The sequence below is a fragment of the Vibrio sp. R10-SG3-ISO3 genome (assembly GCF_059834225.1).
On sequence record NZ_JCBDHE010000010.1, the window covers coordinates 1 to 16,632 of the forward strand.

13 protein-coding genes are annotated in these 16,632 nt (G+C 48.2%); 9 read left to right on the forward strand and 4 right to left on the reverse strand.

The genetic code is table 11. The features are described 5' to 3' along the window. Together AC6R1A_RS01360 and metK are read right to left on the reverse strand one after the other, a co-directional pair. Window positions 1-347: DUF2189 domain-containing protein (locus tag AC6R1A_RS01360; protein WP_500646134.1), on the reverse strand; the 347-nt coding region annotated here is incomplete at its 3' end. Window positions 348-832: 485 nt separating this feature from the next. Then, window positions 833-1,987: a methionine adenosyltransferase gene (metK, locus tag AC6R1A_RS01365; protein WP_500633825.1), complete on the reverse strand. Its 1,155-nt coding sequence runs from the start codon at window positions 1,985-1,987 to the stop codon at window positions 833-835. 358 nt (window positions 1,988-2,345) lie between these two features. Between metK and tkt the strand changes: the two genes are divergently transcribed. The 5 genes from tkt to mscS all read left to right on the forward strand — a co-directional run bounded on the left by tkt (window position 2,346) and on the right by mscS (window position 9,202). Then, complete coding sequence (gene tkt, locus AC6R1A_RS01370; protein ID WP_500633824.1) at window positions 2,346-4,340, forward strand: transketolase; 1,995 nt, start codon at window positions 2,346-2,348, stop codon at window positions 4,338-4,340. A 190-nt stretch (window positions 4,341-4,530) separates the two neighbouring features. After that, window positions 4,531-5,577, forward strand: a complete 1,047-nt coding sequence (gene epd, locus AC6R1A_RS01375; RefSeq protein WP_500633823.1) for an erythrose-4-phosphate dehydrogenase — start codon at window positions 4,531-4,533, stop codon at window positions 5,575-5,577. 185 nt (window positions 5,578-5,762) lie between these two features. Beyond that, a complete protein-coding gene (locus AC6R1A_RS01380) occupies window positions 5,763-6,923 on the forward strand; it encodes a phosphoglycerate kinase (protein WP_500629325.1) in 1,161 nt (386 codons plus the stop codon). Between the two features lie 165 nt (window positions 6,924-7,088). Next, window positions 7,089-8,165, forward strand: coding sequence for a class II fructose-bisphosphate aldolase (fbaA, locus tag AC6R1A_RS01385; RefSeq protein WP_500627749.1), 1,077 nt, complete (start codon window positions 7,089-7,091; stop codon window positions 8,163-8,165). Window positions 8,166-8,338: 173 nt separating this feature from the next. Continuing rightward, window positions 8,339-9,202, forward strand: coding sequence for a small-conductance mechanosensitive channel MscS (gene mscS / locus AC6R1A_RS01390; protein WP_500627748.1), 864 nt, complete (start codon window positions 8,339-8,341; stop codon window positions 9,200-9,202). Between the two features lie 60 nt (window positions 9,203-9,262). Here mscS and AC6R1A_RS01395 read toward each other — a convergent pair whose 3' ends face one another. Next, window positions 9,263-9,889: a LysE/ArgO family amino acid transporter gene (locus AC6R1A_RS01395; protein ID WP_500627747.1), complete on the reverse strand. Its 627-nt coding sequence runs from the start codon at window positions 9,887-9,889 to the stop codon at window positions 9,263-9,265. Between the two features lie 109 nt (window positions 9,890-9,998). On the opposite strand from AC6R1A_RS01395, the gene AC6R1A_RS01400 reads away from it, so the two are divergent. From AC6R1A_RS01400 to AC6R1A_RS01410, 3 genes are all read left to right on the forward strand, one after another. Next, window positions 9,999-10,901, forward strand: coding sequence for a LysR family transcriptional regulator ArgP (locus AC6R1A_RS01400; RefSeq protein ID WP_500633822.1), 903 nt, complete (start codon window positions 9,999-10,001; stop codon window positions 10,899-10,901). Between the two features lie 86 nt (window positions 10,902-10,987). Continuing rightward, window positions 10,988-11,704 carry an oxidative stress defense protein gene (locus AC6R1A_RS01405; protein ID WP_500633821.1) on the forward strand — a complete coding sequence of 239 codons (717 nt, stop codon included), beginning with the start codon at window positions 10,988-10,990 and terminating at the stop codon, window positions 11,702-11,704. A gap of 194 nt (window positions 11,705-11,898) precedes the next feature. Beyond that, window positions 11,899-13,719: a GGDEF domain-containing protein gene (locus AC6R1A_RS01410; RefSeq protein WP_500633820.1), complete on the forward strand. Its 1,821-nt coding sequence runs from the start codon at window positions 11,899-11,901 to the stop codon at window positions 13,717-13,719. 196 nt (window positions 13,720-13,915) lie between these two features. Here AC6R1A_RS01410 and pykF read toward each other — a convergent pair whose 3' ends face one another. After that, window positions 13,916-15,328, reverse strand: coding sequence for a pyruvate kinase PykF (pykF, locus tag AC6R1A_RS01415; protein ID WP_334553540.1), 1,413 nt, complete (start codon window positions 15,326-15,328; stop codon window positions 13,916-13,918). Window positions 15,329-15,759: 431 nt separating this feature from the next. Between pykF and AC6R1A_RS01420 the strand changes: the two genes are divergently transcribed. Then, window positions 15,760-16,521, forward strand: a complete 762-nt coding sequence (locus tag AC6R1A_RS01420) for a DeoR/GlpR family DNA-binding transcription regulator (RefSeq protein WP_500632911.1) — start codon at window positions 15,760-15,762, stop codon at window positions 16,519-16,521. The last annotated feature ends 111 nt before the right edge of the window (window positions 16,522-16,632 follow it).

Consider the following 16,632-nt stretch of genomic DNA (forward strand, 5'->3'; position numbering starts at 1 on the left):
AGCAAACTCGGTTTATGTCCGCGCTCTCGCTCCCAGCTCGCGTCATACAAACCGAGCGCTAAAAAAGGCCCGATGAGCATATAGACGACCAGACTGGGCATCACCACAAGGTGGGTGCCTTGCCACTGGACGAGGAGAACAATGCCGATGGCCGCCGCCATAAAGCACAAGCCGTAGAAAGCGCTAATCAGCGGCATGCGAACAAAGTCGTGCAAGCCGAGCGCGAGCCAATGAAATGGGGCAGAGATACTGACCTGATTACACGGTATGGTGCGCGCGTATTCGTGGTCGCTGACTTCCTTATGTTTTTGCTCTTTGAAGTCATGTGGGTTAACCGTACGAGGCATAACTCCTCCTTGATCAATCTCGATTCTCATCCTCTTCTTTGCCTTTTTACTGGTGGCCGAGAAAAGGGGTTGTTATGTATTTGTAAACAGAAGACGTTTTTAAACGCAAGCCGTTCGCAAACACGAGAGAGTGCTGACCCGATTCGCTGATGTGCTCCTAGACGCTGACGTTAAAGGGTGTGAACTCTCAGTTTTATGTTGGTGCCGTGATCTGAACACAAGCTTTGCGCGTGTTACTCGGCGCAGAGGGGATGGCAGTCACGTCTGGTTTTATACGTAAAGACGTCATCCTTGGATGCGTTCATTTAACATATTGTTAACTATTGACCTCAATGGCGTAAATTACAACCTGGGAGGTTAAATTTTGTTCAATGATGGGTGGGGATGCGAGGTCGGGGTGAGCACAGCGAGCGAGGAGGCCAGATAGCAGGCAAAAGAAAGGGCTTTTGGCGAACCAAAAGCCCTGAAATAGTGTGGCTCAGTGATTACTTGAGACCAGCGAAGTCACGCAGTTCTGCGGCTTTATTCGTCGCTTCCCAAGGGAACTCTTCACGACCGAAGTGGCCGTAAGCGGCGGTCTTCTTGTAGATTGGCTGAAGTAGGTTCAGCATCTCTTGCAGGCCGTATGGACGTAGATCGAAGAACTGACGTACCGCTTCAATGATGATGTCGTGCGAGACTTTCTCAGTACCGAACGTTTCCACCATGATAGACGTTGGATCCGCAACACCGATTGCGTAAGACAATTGGATTTCACAGCGATCTGCCATACCCGCCGCGACGATGTTTTTCGCCACGTAGCGTGCTGCGTAAGCGGCACTACGGTCTACTTTCGATGGATCTTTACCAGAGAATGCACCACCACCGTGACGCGCTGCGCCGCCGTAGGTATCAACGATGATCTTACGACCGGTCAAACCACAGTCGCCCATTGGGCCACCGATAACAAAACGACCGGTTGGGTTGATGAAGAAGTTAGTGTCTTTGTTGAGCCACTCAGCCGGTAGAACAGGTTTGATGATCTCTTCCATTACCGCTTCGCGCAGATCCGGCGTTGAGATAGAGTCACAGTGCTGAGTTGACAGTACGACCGCATCGATACCAACGATCTTACCTTCGTTGTACTGGAACGTAACCTGAGATTTTGCATCTGGACGCAACCATGGCAGTGTGCCGTTCTTACGTACTTCCGCTTGCTTTTGCACTAGGCGGTGTGAGTAAGTGATAGGCGCTGGCATGAGGACTTCAGTCTCGTTACATGCGTAACCAAACATGATGCCTTGGTCACCGGCACCTTGCTCTTTTGGATCCGCTTTGTCGACACCTTGGTTGATGTCTGGAGACTGTTTACCGATGGTGTTTAGCACTGCACACGAATCCGCGTCAAAGCCCATGTCAGAGTGAACGTAGCCAATTTCACGTACGGTTTGGCGTGTTAACTCTTCGATGTCTACCCATGCAGAAGTGGTGATTTCACCGCCGACCATGACCATACCGGTCTTGACGTAGGTTTCACACGCTACGCGAGCTTTTGGATCTTGCTCGAGGATCGCATCGAGAACCGCATCTGAGATTTGGTCTGCAATTTTATCTGGATGGCCTTCTGATACGGATTCAGAAGTAAACAGGTGCTTAGCCATGAGAGCTCCATTTAATCTGTTGGATGGGCGTCATTGCTCGCCCAGCACAAAAATAAGGTTAAATTATGTAGGTGTATCTACATCTAGACGTCTATTCTAGTTTTGCGTGCTCGAATTACAAGTTATTTTTGTGATTTAAGTAGAGTAAAAACGCGTATTTTTCTCAATCCGCCGCGTGAGGTAAAGAGCAATCGTTTGCATCAAACAGTAACGAAAACCGGCGGTCCTCGAGAAATTTGCAATAAATATCTTAGATCTGGCGCTGATTAGACAGTAATCGATTGCACCTGCGTAGATGCTCTGCGAGAATTATCGCCCACCTTAGTTATCAATTCGCTTAATGCATTCAGGAGCAGACATGTCTTCTCGTAAACACTTGGCCAATGCAATTCGTGCACTTAGCATGGATGGTGTTCAACAAGCTAATTCCGGTCACCCAGGCGCACCGATGGGGATGGCGGATATCGCCGAAGTTCTTTGGCGTTCACACTTAAACCACAACCCAGCGAACCCAGAATGGGCAAACCGCGACCGTTTCGTGCTATCAAACGGCCACGGCTCAATGCTGATTTACTCTTTGCTGCACCTAAGTGGTTACGAGCTGTCTATTGACGATCTGAAAAACTTCCGTCAGCTTCATTCAAAAACGCCGGGCCACCCAGAATATGGTTATGCACCGGGCGTAGAAACCACCACTGGTCCTCTTGGTCAGGGCATCACAAACGCAGTGGGCATGGCGCTGGCAGAGAAAGCATTAGCGGCGCAGTTCAATAAAGAAGGCCATGACATCATCGACCACTTCACCTACGTATTCATGGGTGATGGCTGTTTGATGGAAGGGATCTCTCACGAAGCATGTTCACTAGCGGGCACTCTGGGCCTTGGCAAGCTGATCGCTTTTTGGGATGACAATGGCATCTCGATTGATGGTGAAGTGGAAGGTTGGTTCTCTGACGATACACCAAAACGCTTTGAAGCTTACGGTTGGCACGTTATTCCAGCTGTCGATGGTCATGATGCTGAGGCGATCAACGCCGCCATCACTGCCGCGAAAGCGGACCCTCGTCCTACTCTGATTTGTACTAAGACCATCATTGGTTTTGGTTCACCAAACAAAGCGGGCTCTCACGATTGTCACGGCGCGCCACTAGGTGCAGACGAAATCAAAGCTGCGCGTGAGTTCCTAGGTTGGGAGCACCCAGCGTTTGAGATTCCAGCAGACGTATACGAGCAGTGGGATGCGAAAACCGCAGGCGCAGCATCTGAAGCGGCGTGGAACGCTCAGTTTGAGGCTTACGCAGCGGCGTACCCAACAGAAGCGGCGGAGCTGAAACGTCGTCTCAACGGTGAGCTTCCTGCGCAATGGGAAGAGAAAGCGAATCAAATCATTGCTGATCTGCAAGCCAACCCAGCTAACATTGCCTCGCGCAAAGCGTCTCAAAATGCGCTTGAAGCGTTCGGTAAAATGCTGCCTGAGTTTATGGGCGGTTCGGCGGACCTTGCGCCATCCAACTTGACCATGTGGTCGGGCTCAAAATCACTGGAAGCAGACGATTTCTCAGGTAACTACATTCACTACGGTGTGCGTGAGTTCGGTATGACGGCCATCATGAATGGTATTGCGCTGCATGGCGGTTTTGTCCCTTACGGTGCGACCTTCTTGATGTTTATGGAGTACGCTCGTAACGCGATGCGTATGGCCGCGCTGATGAAAATTCAGAACATCCAAGTATACACGCATGACTCGATTGGTTTGGGTGAAGATGGCCCAACGCACCAACCCGTTGAGCAAATGGCGTCACTTCGCCTAACGCCAAACATGAGCACATGGCGTCCATGTGACCAAGTGGAATCTGCGGTCGCTTGGAAATTGGCGATTGAGCGTAAAGATGGCCCAACGTCTCTGATTTTTTCTCGTCAAAACCTCGAGCAGCAAGCGCGTGACGCTGAGCAAGTGGCTAACATCGCTAAGGGTGGTTACATCCTAAAAGATTGCGCGGGCAAGCCAGAGCTTATCCTTATCGCCACCGGTTCTGAAGTGGAACTGGCTGTTGAAGCGGCGGCGCAGCTTACTGCTGAAGGCAAGCAAGTACGCGTGGTGTCTATGCCATCGACGGATGCGTTCGATAAGCAAGACGCAGCGTACCGTGAATCCGTACTGCCAGCAGACGTAACAGCACGTATCGCTATCGAAGCGGGTATTGCGGACTTCTGGTACAAGTATGTCGGCTTTGGCGGCAAGATCATCGGTATGACAACCTTCGGTGAATCAGCGCCTGCTGGAGAACTGTTCAAGCTGTTTGGATTCACGACAGAAAACGTTGTGAACACAGCGAAGGAACTGCTTGCTTAATTGTGGCGATGTAGTTTGAAGGAAACCGAGTCGTGAGTGGCTCGGTTTTTTTATTGTAGTTCCTAGTTCCTAGTTCCTAGTTCCTAGTTCCTAGTGCCTAGAAATATGCGGTTTCGGGGATTGGAACTCGCATCTGGGCACGGGCTCAGTTACTATCTGTGACACGAAAATCAGGTAGGGTGAGGAAAGGATGCTTAAAATTGCGATCAATGGATTTGGACGTATCGGTCGTAATGTGTTGCGCGCGGTTTACGAGAGCGGCAAACATCAGCAGATCAAAGTGGTCGCGGTCAACGAGTTGGCACAGCCTGATGCGATGGCGCACTTACTGCAATACGATACGAGCCACGGTCGTTTTGGCAAAAAAATCACCCATGACCAAGAGCATATCTATATTCATCACGGCGTCGTGGAGAGTGGCGACTTTGATTCGATTCGGATTTTGCACCTAAACGACATAGAGCTACTGCCTTGGCGCGATCTTGAGGTCGATATGGTACTCGACTGCACCGGTGTCTATGGCTCGCAAGCCGATGGCCAAGCGCACATCAAAGCCGGCGCTAAAAAAGTGCTTTTCTCCCACCCAGGCGCCAGTGATCTCGACCACACCATCATCTATGGCGTGAACCATGAAACATTAACCGCAGAGCATCGCGTCGTTTCTAACGGTTCGTGTACGACCAACTGTATTGTCCCTATCATCAAAGCGTTGGATGATGCTTTTGGTATCGACTCTGGCACGATCACCACCATTCATTCCTCAATGAATGATCAGCAGGTGATTGATGCGTATCACAATGATTTGCGTCGTACTCGAGCCGCCAGCCAATCCATCATTCCAGTTGATACGAAATTGCACAAAGGGATTGAAAGAATCTTCCCGAAATTTTCCAACAAATTCGAAGCCATATCCGTGCGCGTTCCCACGGTAAACGTCACAGCGATGGATTTAAGTGTCACAATTAATACGAATGTGAAAGTTAATGACGTAAATCAAACCATTGTTAACGCATCTCAGTGTACATTACACGGCATTGTTGACTATACTGAAGCGCCGCTCGTATCGATTGACTTTAATCACGATCCCCACAGTGCCATTGTTGATGGTTCCCAGACTCGCGTGAGTAATGGGCACCTAGTCAAAATGTTGGTTTGGTGTGATAACGAATGGGGCTTTGCGAACCGCATGCTGGATACTGCGCTCGCAATGCAGGCCGCTTCAGAACAAGCTGGGTAGTGCCGTTTAGCGGTCATTTTTACCTAGATTGGAAGCGCCGAAAGGCGAAGGAGTAATATTTATTTTTACCCTTGAAATAAATATTGATAATCTCCATATCAAAACCAGTTTGAAGAATTAATAGGCTTGGCAGGGTTGCCGAGTGACTGAAAACTTTATTTTTTGAATAGTTGAGAGGACAAACCATGTCTGTAATCAAGATGACTGACCTGGATCTAGCAGGTAAACGTGTATTCATCCGTGCTGACCTAAACGTGCCAGTAAAAGACGGCAAAGTAACTTCTGATGCGCGTATCCTCGCGTCTCTACCAACAATCAAGCACTGCCTAGAAGCAGGCGCGAAAGTGATGGTTACTTCTCACCTAGGTCGCCCAACAGAGGGTGAATACGCGGAAGAGTTCTCTCTACAACCTGTCGTAAACTACCTAAACGATGCACTTGACTGCGAAGTTAAGCTAGCGAAAGACTACCTAAACGGTCTAGAGCTGAACGCGGGCGAGCTTGTTGTTCTAGAAAACGTTCGTTTCAACGTTGGCGAGAAGAAAAACGACGAAGCACTGTCTAAGCAGTACGCTGCACTTTGTGACATCTTCGTAATGGACGCATTCGGTACGGCTCACCGTGCACAAGCATCAACTCACGGTGTGGGTATGCACGCCGACGTTGCGTGTGCAGGTCCTCTACTTGCGAACGAGCTAGAAGCGCTAGGTAAAGCAATGGACAAGCCTGCGCGTCCAATGGTTGCTATCGTTGGTGGTTCAAAAGTGTCGACTAAGCTGACTGTGCTTGAGTCTCTGTCTAAAATCGCTGACCAACTGGTTGTCGGTGGCGGTATTGCTAACACCTTCATCGCAGCGGCTGGCCACAACGTAGGTAAATCGCTATACGAGGCAGACCTAGTCGACACAGCGAAAAAGCTAATGGAAGAGTGCGCGATTCCAGTGGCGACTGACGTTGCTTGTGCAAAAGCATTTGATGAGAACGCAGAAGCGGAAATCAAAGACGTATCTGAAGTTCAAGACGACGACATGATTTTCGACCTAGGTCCAAACTCTACCGCGCAATTGGCTGAGATTCTGAAGAACGCGAAAACCATCCTTTGGAACGGTCCTGTGGGCGTATTCGAATTCAAGAACTTCGAAGCGGGCACAAAAGGTATCTCTGAAGCGATCGCAGCGTCTGAAGGTTTCTCTGTTGCAGGCGGTGGTGACACGCTAGCGGCGATCGACAAGTTCGGTATCAAAGCAGATGTGTCTTACATCTCAACGGGCGGCGGTGCGTTCCTTGAGTTTGTAGAAGGTAAAGTCCTTCCAGCGGTTGAAATGCTAGAAGCACGCGCTAAGTAATTGATAGAAAGCGGGGGAGTCTCTCTCCCGCTTTCTTGTTTGCGGCACATCACATTTTTGCTAGAATAGCGCAAGTTGTGAGCAAACGTTTGCAAGAATTTAAACTGAAAAGTTTTATTTTTATAACGACCATTTTTAAAAATGACAGCTAATAGGATTAAATCCATGTCTAAGATCTTCGATTTCGTAAAACCAGGTGTTATCTCTGGCGATGACGTTCAGAAAGTGTTTGAAGTTGCAAAGGAAAACAACTTCGCTCTACCAGCAGTGAACGTAGTAAACACAGACTCAATCAACGGCGTTCTAGAAGCAGCAGCGAAAGTAAAAGCGCCTGTTGTGGTTCAGTTCTCTAACGGCGGTGCCGGTTTCTTTGCGGGTAAAGGTCTAAAACTTGAAGGTCAAGACGCACAAGTGCTTGGCGCAGTTGCTGGCGCGAAGTACGTTCACGCTGTTGCAGAATCTTACGGTGTGCCTGTTATTCTTCACACTGACCACGCAGCGAAAAAACTGCTTCCTTGGATCGACGGTCTACTAGATGCGGGTGAAGAGTTCTTCGCTCAAACTGGCAAGCCACTTTTTTCTTCTCACATGATTGACCTTTCTGAAGAGTCTCTAGAAGAGAACATCGAGATCTCAGCAAAATACCTAGCTCGCATGGCGAAAATGGGTATGACGCTAGAAATCGAACTAGGCTGTACTGGTGGTGAAGAAGACGGCGTTGACAACTCACACATGGACGCATCTGAGCTGTACACTTCTCCAGAAGACGTGGCTTACGCTTACGAGAAATTGGTGGCAATCAGCCCTCGTTTCACTATCGCAGCGTCTTTCGGTAACGTACACGGCGTTTACAAGCCAGGTAACGTTGTACTGACTCCAACTATCCTACGTGACTCTCAAGCGTACTGTGCTGAGAAGTTTGGTATTGCACCTAACGCACTAAACTTCGTATTCCACGGTGGTTCTGGTTCAACTGAAGCAGAAATCCAAGAGTCAATCAGCTACGGTGTCATCAAAATGAACATCGATACTGATACTCAGTGGGCAACATGGGACGGTATCCGTAAGTACGAAGCGGAAAACCACGATTACCTACAAGGTCAAATCGGTAACCCAACTGGCGAAGATGCGCCAAACAAGAAGTACTACGATCCACGCGTATGGCTACGTGCTGGTCAAGCTTCAATGGTTGCTCGTCTAGAGAAAGCATTTGCTGACCTAAACGCGGTTGATGTTCTGTAATTCAGCCCGTCACTTTGATTGATAAGAAGCCGCTCATCGAGCGGCTTTTTTTGTGTCCGCTTTTTAATACAAATGAATATAAATTGTTATAAACTCTGGCGAAATACCATGGCTTTGCGTAATCTGTAAGCTACAACTATTCAACTAAGTCACTTTAATAGAGGAAAGAGAGTATGGCAGAAGAATCAACAGGGATTGAAACGCCAATCATCGACAGCTTGTCTCACGCCGAATCTTGGCTAAATAACAATTCAGATTTACTGATTCAGTATGGTGTGAACATCATTTCTGCGATCGCTATACTGTTTATTGGTAACATCATTGTTAAAAGCATTGCTAACAGCATATCTAAAGTTTTAGAGAAGAAGCAGATGGATAAAGCGGTCGTCGACTTTATTCATGGTCTGGTTCGCTACCTACTCTTTGTGATTGTGTTGATTGCCGCGCTTGGCCGAATTGGTGTTCAAACGGCGTCTGTGGTTGCGGTTATCGGTGCGGCCGGTCTTGCGGTTGGTTTAGCGTTGCAAGGCTCGCTGTCTAACTTCGCAGCGGGTGTGTTGATTGTTGCGTTTCGTCCTTTCAAATCCGGTGATTATGTTGAGATTGCCGGTGTGGCAGGCAGCGTTGATTCCATCCAAATCTTCCAAACGGTGCTGAAAACGCCTGACAACAAAATGGTCGTGGTGCCAAACGCTGGCGTTATCGGCGGTGCGATCACCAACTACTCTCGTCATGAAACGCGACGTGTTGATCTCGTGATTGGCGTTTCCTACAAGGCAGATCTTAAGCAGACCAAGCAAGTGATCCGTGAAACGTTGGAAAAAGATCCGCGTATCTTGAAAAATCCAGATATCACGATTGGTGTTCTCGCTTTGGCGGATTCTTCGGTGAACTTTGTGGTTCGTCCTTGGGTGAAAACGGCGGACTACTGGGGGGTTTACTTCGACGCCATGCAAAACATTAAAGAAGCGTTGGATGCGGCGGGTATTGAGATTCCATTCCCACAAATGGACGTGCATCTCAACAAAGTCGACTAATACGATTGAACGACGTAAAGCGAAAAGCGAGGCCCTTGAGCCTCGCTTTGTTTTATCCACTCATCCCCAGCCTTGCAGCAAGTGCTTGGCGAGCATGCCCGCGATGACCCACATCATGGTACCGACCAGAAAATCAATCACTTGTTTTACTCTAGGTTTGGATAAGGTGGGCGCCAATTTAGCGGCGCCAATCGACAGCCCGTAAAACCACACAAAGGACGCCAAGATAGTACCGATGGCGAAAGAGAGTCGCTCCTGACCTTCGAATTGGCCGCCGATGGATCCCAAAATAACCACGGTATCGAGATAAAGGTGCGGATTGAATACGGTGACGGCGAGCGCGCCTAAAATGACCGCTTTACGACCGCGCGATAGCTCACTGCTTTGTAGCCCTTCGCTGTGGGAGGCCAGCGCACTTTTCAGAGAAAGAAACCCATAGTAGCCGAGAAACAGAATGCCGCCGATGGTCACTAAAGTCAGCAAGGTCTCATTTTGTGACAGAATCGCCCCGCCGCCAAAAATACCGACAGAGATAAACAGCATGTCGAGAAAGCTGCAGATCGTCGCCGTAGTCAGGTGGTGTTGACGTTTGATGCCTTGATTCAGTACGTAAGCATTTTGCGCGCCAATGGGGATAATCATACTGGCCCCTAAGCCAAACCCTTGCAGCATTAACCAGAAACTCACGATAACCTCTCTTTTTGTTCATGATAGGCGCCCACAATAATCAGAATTAAGATATAAATACAATTAATGATTTTAATTGATTATTAGTAATACTTATGAGGATGGTGCGATGAAAGGGCTGGATTATCGTTGGATTGAAGCGCTGGATAGCGTGATCAAAACCGGTGGCTTTGATAAAGCGGCCAATGCGCTGTATGTCACCCAGTCTGCGGTTTCACAGCGAATCAAACAACTTGAGCGATTCGTGGCGCAGCCCGTCTTGGTTCGTGACCAGCCACCAAGGCCTACTCCCCTTGGTCAAAAGCTGCTCGGTTTCTATCAGCGCATTCAATTGCTGGAACAAGAGTTGATTCCGGAAATTAGCAATCAGCAGCCTTTGCAAATCCGTCAGCTCTCGATTGCGACCAACGCCGATAGTTTGGCCACCTGGCTACTACCGGCGTTGAGCCCGGTACTGAAAAAGCACCCGCTCGAGATGAGGTTTGAAGTCGATAGAGAGGGCCGTACACTAAATAAACTCAAGCAAGGTGAGGTGGTGGGGGCGATCAGTATGGCAAGCCAAGCCCTCAGTGGTTGCGTGGCCCGCTATTTGGGTCGGATGGATTACATTTGCGTGGCCACGCCGCAGTTTCGCGAGCGTTTTTTTCCAAAAGGATTGACCAAAGAGGCGCTCTCGATAGCCCCTGCGGTCTCGTTTGATCAACACGATCCATTGCATCGAGATTTTCTTAAGCAACATGGCATTGATATTGATCGAGGGATCAACCACTGGGTCTCGAGCTCTGAGGCGTTCGTCAATATGGCGCTTAACCATTGCGCTTACTGTTTGATCCCCACCATACAGATCGAAAAGGAGCTTGAGCAGGGCACTTTGGTCGATTTGCTTCCCGGGTATTGTCTCTCCTTTGAGATGTATTGGCACCACTGGCAACTCGAAACAGGCCTGCTGAAAGAAGTCAGCGAAGCGATTCTCAGTTATGCACAGCAGCACCTGATCCAGCCGAGTCGTTAATTCTTTGTCAGTTTTCTCTTGTCTCACTTGGTGAAGAAATCAACGTTTTCTATTATGTATGAAATACCTAACATACGGATCGCTTTATGACCAACCCAACTCGAATGTCTGCTGTGCGCGTTCTATGCCGCTGGCTCGCTTTGCTGGCATGTGTGGCCAGCGCGCCGAGCTTTGCCGAGATAGATTTTCCCCACCTCAGTACCACAGGCTATGGTGAGGTCACCGCTGAGCCTGATATGGCGAAATTTACGGTGACCGTGGTCGAATCGATGCTCACCGCAGAGCAGGCAAAACAAGCCGTCGACCAAGTGGTGAGTGACTTTCTCAAAGCGTTAGGGCGAGAAGAAGTCCCGAGCGAGCAGATTCAAAGCTCTAATCTCTATCTCTCACCTCAATATCAGTATCCTAAGAATGGGGCTCCTGAGTTGGTCGGCTATCGTGCGACTCGTACCATTCAAGTCACGGTCAATGAACTGGAAAAGCTCAATGATTATCTTGACCTGGCGCTGAGTGTGGGCATCAACCAAGTGAGCAATATTGAGTTGAAAGTAAAAGAGGCCGCACGTTACCAAGATCAAGCGCGTCAAGCGGCGATCCGTGATGCCAATCAGAAAGCGCACGCGTTGTCTGAAGGGTTTGGTAAAACGCTCAAAGGCGTGTGGCGAATCGATTATCGCAGTCAGCAAAACCAACCGGTATTGATGCGTACCATGAGTATGGACGCGAAAAGAGAGTCAGTGGGCTACCAAGACTCATCGATCATCATTCGTGATAGCGTGGATGTTATTTATCAGATTGATTGATTTCTTACTAAAAGCCTTTATTTTTTAAAGGGAAAAATAGCGAGGGGTCGAATGTGTCATCGCTCGCTCTTTAATCGACTTTCGTATTAATGCTATACTTCCTCCTCATTTTTTTAAGAGCATAGCTAGTGATGAAAAGCCGCAGTAACTTTTGGTATCTAATACTAGTTATGTTAGTGCTCATATTGATAGTGATGACTTACTATCATAGCCGATACCAAGAAGTAAAAACGGCGGCAATGAACACCATCATCACTCAAGCTTCACATCAATTGACCTACAGCGAACGCGAGTATCTGAATGTTCGCAATCAGTTTGTTTCTGTCGTCAATTTGTTATCGCACAGTCGTAATCTTTATGACTATATTGCCGAGCCAACGGACGAGCATAAAACCATTGTCGAGCAGTCTTGGACCTCGGTGACTGACAGCCAGCTGTGGTATACCCAAGTCCGCTATCTGGATCGTCAAGGCAAAGAGCAGATCCGCGTGAACTTCCTCGATGGCAAAAGTGTGGTCGTGAGTGAGGAGAACCTGCAAAATAAATCGCAGCGCGACTACTTTGATTACGCTCAAACTCTGGCAAAAAATGAGATAGGGACTTGGGGCGTCGATTTGGAAATCGAGCGTGGTGAGGTGGTGTATCCCTATCGTCCTAGCCTGCGTTTGTTGACACCGATATACATTGATGAGGTGAAGACGGGGTACCTTATTCTTAATGTCGATGTGGAAGCGTTGGCATCGAGACTCAACTATGCCCCCGATGGCCTGCTGAGGCCCAAATTGGCTAATGACGGTGGTTACTTCTTAGTCAGCGATAATCAACAAGAGCGTTTTGGCCATGTGATTGAAGAGCGTAAGCACTTCAGTTTGCCTCAATTGTATCCTCAAGCTTGGGTCAAAATGCAGGTGAAAGAGTCCGGCTCAGTGATGGAGAACGGCGAGCTACTCGTGTTTGAGAAGTTGTACCTTTCCCCGCGCCATGAGATGTACTTGGTGATCCATTTAAGCCAGCAGCAGCTCAATGATCTCACGGGTCGAGAGTTATTGGAGCTGTTTCAAGAGGCGCTGCTCGCGACGCTACTGGTGATCGCAGTGATCGTGCCTGGCGGCGTATTGATCTTCTATTATCGTAAACGCAGTATTGAGAGCCAACTGGCGAGAGCGGCGCTCAGTGGGATGTCGGCGGTGATCATCACCGACCGCTGGTATCGAGCAATTTTAGTCAATGATGAGTTCAATAAGCTTACGGGACTAAGCCAACAAGAGGTGGTGAATCGGAATGTGTTCAAGATCTTGCTGGGGGAAAAGCAGATCGAAGCCTCAATGCACATTTTTGAACAACTCTCTAAGCATCAGTTTTGGGAAGGAGAGGTGAGACTCAACAGTTCGCCGCTCGATTATGACGTCACTGTGATTGCACGTGTTCAGAGCGTATTATCGAAAACGGGCAACGTCAGTTATTACATCACCTCTCTCGTGGATATTTCTGATCGCGTTGCCCTTGAAGAGCGCCTCAGGGTGCTGAGCGAAATTGATGAGTTAACCCAGCTTTGGAATCGACGCAAGTTTGATGCAGAGCTAAGAAAGAGTGCCAAGCTAGTGGAGCGCTACGGAGAGAGCAACACCACCTGCCTTGCCTTGATTGATATTGATTACTTTAAGCGAATCAATGATGAGCAAGGGCACGACCAGGGGGATCGCGTGATTCAGCGTGTAGGCAATCTGATTAAAGAGCGCTTACGCGATACTGATTTTGTGGCGCGAATTGGCGGTGAGGAGTTTGCAGTGATCATGCCTCACACGCCGCTTGAAGAAGCAGAACGCGCGCTCGATAGGTTGAGAGTAGCGACGGCGAATCAACTGGATATTCCGGTCACGATCAGTGTGGGGGTTACGGATATGACTCACGATTACACTCGCTGTTATAAATGCGCGGATATCGCACTGTATGAATCAAAAACCTTAGGGCGCAACCGCGTCTCTACTTGTCGCAGTAGCGACGACATCGCATAACGAACTCTTTCGTCTTCAAGAAGGTCTCTTCTTCAAGTACGTCGCGTCTTCATTGAGCACGTCAGTGCCTGAGTTAGTCCCCCCAATTTTCTTTCTATTCACACTCTCTTTGTTAACTGCTCTATGCGTCTCCGTGATTGCAGGCAAAAGAAAAGGGAGCCGAAGCTCCCTTGATTCATGTTACTGAGTTGAACGATTATAGAACGTGAACTGACGCTGTGTTGGTTGTACCAGAAGCAACAAGTGCACCTGATACCATTACAACGATGTCGCCTTTGTTACCAAGGCCAGACTCAAGTGCCAACTCTTTACCTTTGATGTAGAAAGAGTCAGTGCTGTCGATTGAGTCAACCAATACTGGACGAACGCCTTTAGTCAGAACAAGTTGAGCTGCTGTCTTCTTGTTAGTCGTTAGCGCTAGGATGTTTGCTGTTGGGAAGTACTTACGTACTGAACGAGCAGACTTACCGCCTTCTGTTGCAACAACGATAAGAGGAGCCGCTAGCTTCTCAGCAGTGTCTACAGCGCCTTTACATACCGCTTCAGTGATGCGTAGACGTGGGCTGTCTAGGCGTGAACCTAGTTCCGCTTTTAGTGCAGAATCCGTGCGGTTAGCGATTTGAGCCATGATAGTTACCGCTTCTACTGGGTACTTACCTTTTGCTGTTTCGCCAGAAAGCATCACTGCATCTGTACCGTCCATGATAGCGTTCGCTACGTCACCCGCTTCTGCGCGTGTTGGACGAGGGTTCTTGATCATAGAATCCAGCATTTGAGTCGCTGTGATAACCACTTTACGTGCACGGTTACATTTCTCGATCATCATCTTCTGAGCGAAGATCACTTCTTCTGCTGGGATTTCAACACCTAGGTCACCACGAGCAACCATGATACCGTCAGAAAGCTCTAGGATTTCGTCGAAGTTATCAACACCTTCTTGGTTTTCGATCTTAGAGATGATGTGGATGTTTTCGCCGCCGTTTGCGTCTAGAAGTTCACGGATTTCTTTCACGTCTGCTGCTTTACGAATGAAAGAAGCGGCAACGAAATCAACGCCTTGCTCACAACCAAATTTAAGGTCGTTTTTGTCTTTTTCAGATAGAGCTGGAAGTTGAACAGAAACACCAGGAAGGTTAACACCTTTGTTTTCACCTAGTGCGCCGTTGTTTAGAACTTTACACTTCACTTCAGTTTCTGTTGTTGCGATCACTTCCATCTCGATAAGACCATCATCGACTAGGATAGTGTTGCCAACGTTTAGGTCAGCAGCGAAACCTGCGTAAGTGACCGCAACGGTGTTTTTGTTACCAACAACAGAAGTGTCTGTTGTGAACGTGAATTCTTGACCCGCTTCTAGATCAACGTCATCGCCGTTTTCTAGTTTGATCGTACGGATTTCAGGACCTTTAGTATCCAGAAGAATCGCAAGCTGCTTACCAGTGTTTGCCATGACTTCACGGAAGTTCGTGATACGAGTGCCGTGTTCTGCGTAGTCACCGTGAGAGAAGTTAAGACGCATTACGTTCATGCCTGCGTTTACAAGCTCAGTCAGTTTCTCTACAGATTCAGTTTTAGGGCCAATCGTACATACGATTTTGGTCTTTTTCATGGAAGATACTCTCCGGTCAATAATAGTTACAATTTGAAAGTCATGGATCATGTCGAAGTCGAGCGTTTTCTCGGGCTAAATGAGACGTCGCTCATAGAGAAAAACGTACTTTCAAGGTCAACTTCGCTACTGAAAGTCTTTCATCAAATTTAGTCATTTTATGACTAAATTGATGGGAAAATTCGCCGCAAATTTGTGACTAACCTAGGATATCAGCGGTTAGTTGCAAAAAAATAACAGTCAATTCTGTAATTTTTTTTCTTTTCGGTGGCGAATTCTACCACTGATTGACTCAAGGATCACTGTTTAAGAATTGTCTTAGGACAAGGTTTTGCCGCAATTTTTTTATTTTTTGGTTCAAAATAAATGGACGGAAATGTTTCGTTTTGATTATAATTTGTTTTGATTTGAAGCTTTTATTTTTGGTAGTCATGTCGAAACGAAACACTCAATTAAGAAGACACTCTATTTCCCATCTCGTTAACGAGAAAGGAGAGGTCAGTGTTGAAGAGCTTTCTCAGCGCTTTGAGACCTCTGAGGTCACGATTAGAAAGGATCTGGCTTCTTTAGAGAAAAATGGTCAGCTGCTTCGCCGCTACGGCGGGGCGATCGCGCTACCGAAAGAAGTGGTCAGCGATGAATTGAGTGAAAATGTTTCGATTCGCAAGAATGAGCTAGCGAAAGCCGCCGCCACCTTAATCCGTGAACACAACCGCATTGTCATCGACAGTGGTAGCACGACGGGCGCATTGATTCGTCAACTGGATGGCATGCGTGGTTTGGTGGTGATGACGAACTCGCTCAATGTCGCTAATGCGCTTAACGAATTAGAGAGTGAACCTACTTTACTAATGACGGGCGGCACTTGGGATGCACATTCCGAGTCGTTTCAAGGGCAGGTGGCAGAGTCTGTACTGCGTTCCTACGACTTTGACCAGCTGTTTATCGGTGCTGACGGCGTCGATTTGGCGCGTGGCACCACCACGTTCAATGAGCTTGTGGGTCTTAGCAAGGTGATGGCGGAAGTCTCACGCGAAGTGATTGTGATGGTCGAGTCCGAGAAAATTGGCCGTAAAATCCCAAACTTAGAGCTCGCCTGGGACAGTATTGACGTATTGATTACCAACAGCGATTTGCCGCCGGAGTACCAACAACAGATTGAGTCTCACGGCGTCACCGTAATTTGTGCCTAAACTTAAGTGTGAGTCTAGGCATCTCGTTTTAACCATATTATCGGCGCACGAACCGAATTGGCCACTTGGCGATATACGCCAGTGTTTTTTGCTTGCTGCTTATTCGGCTGA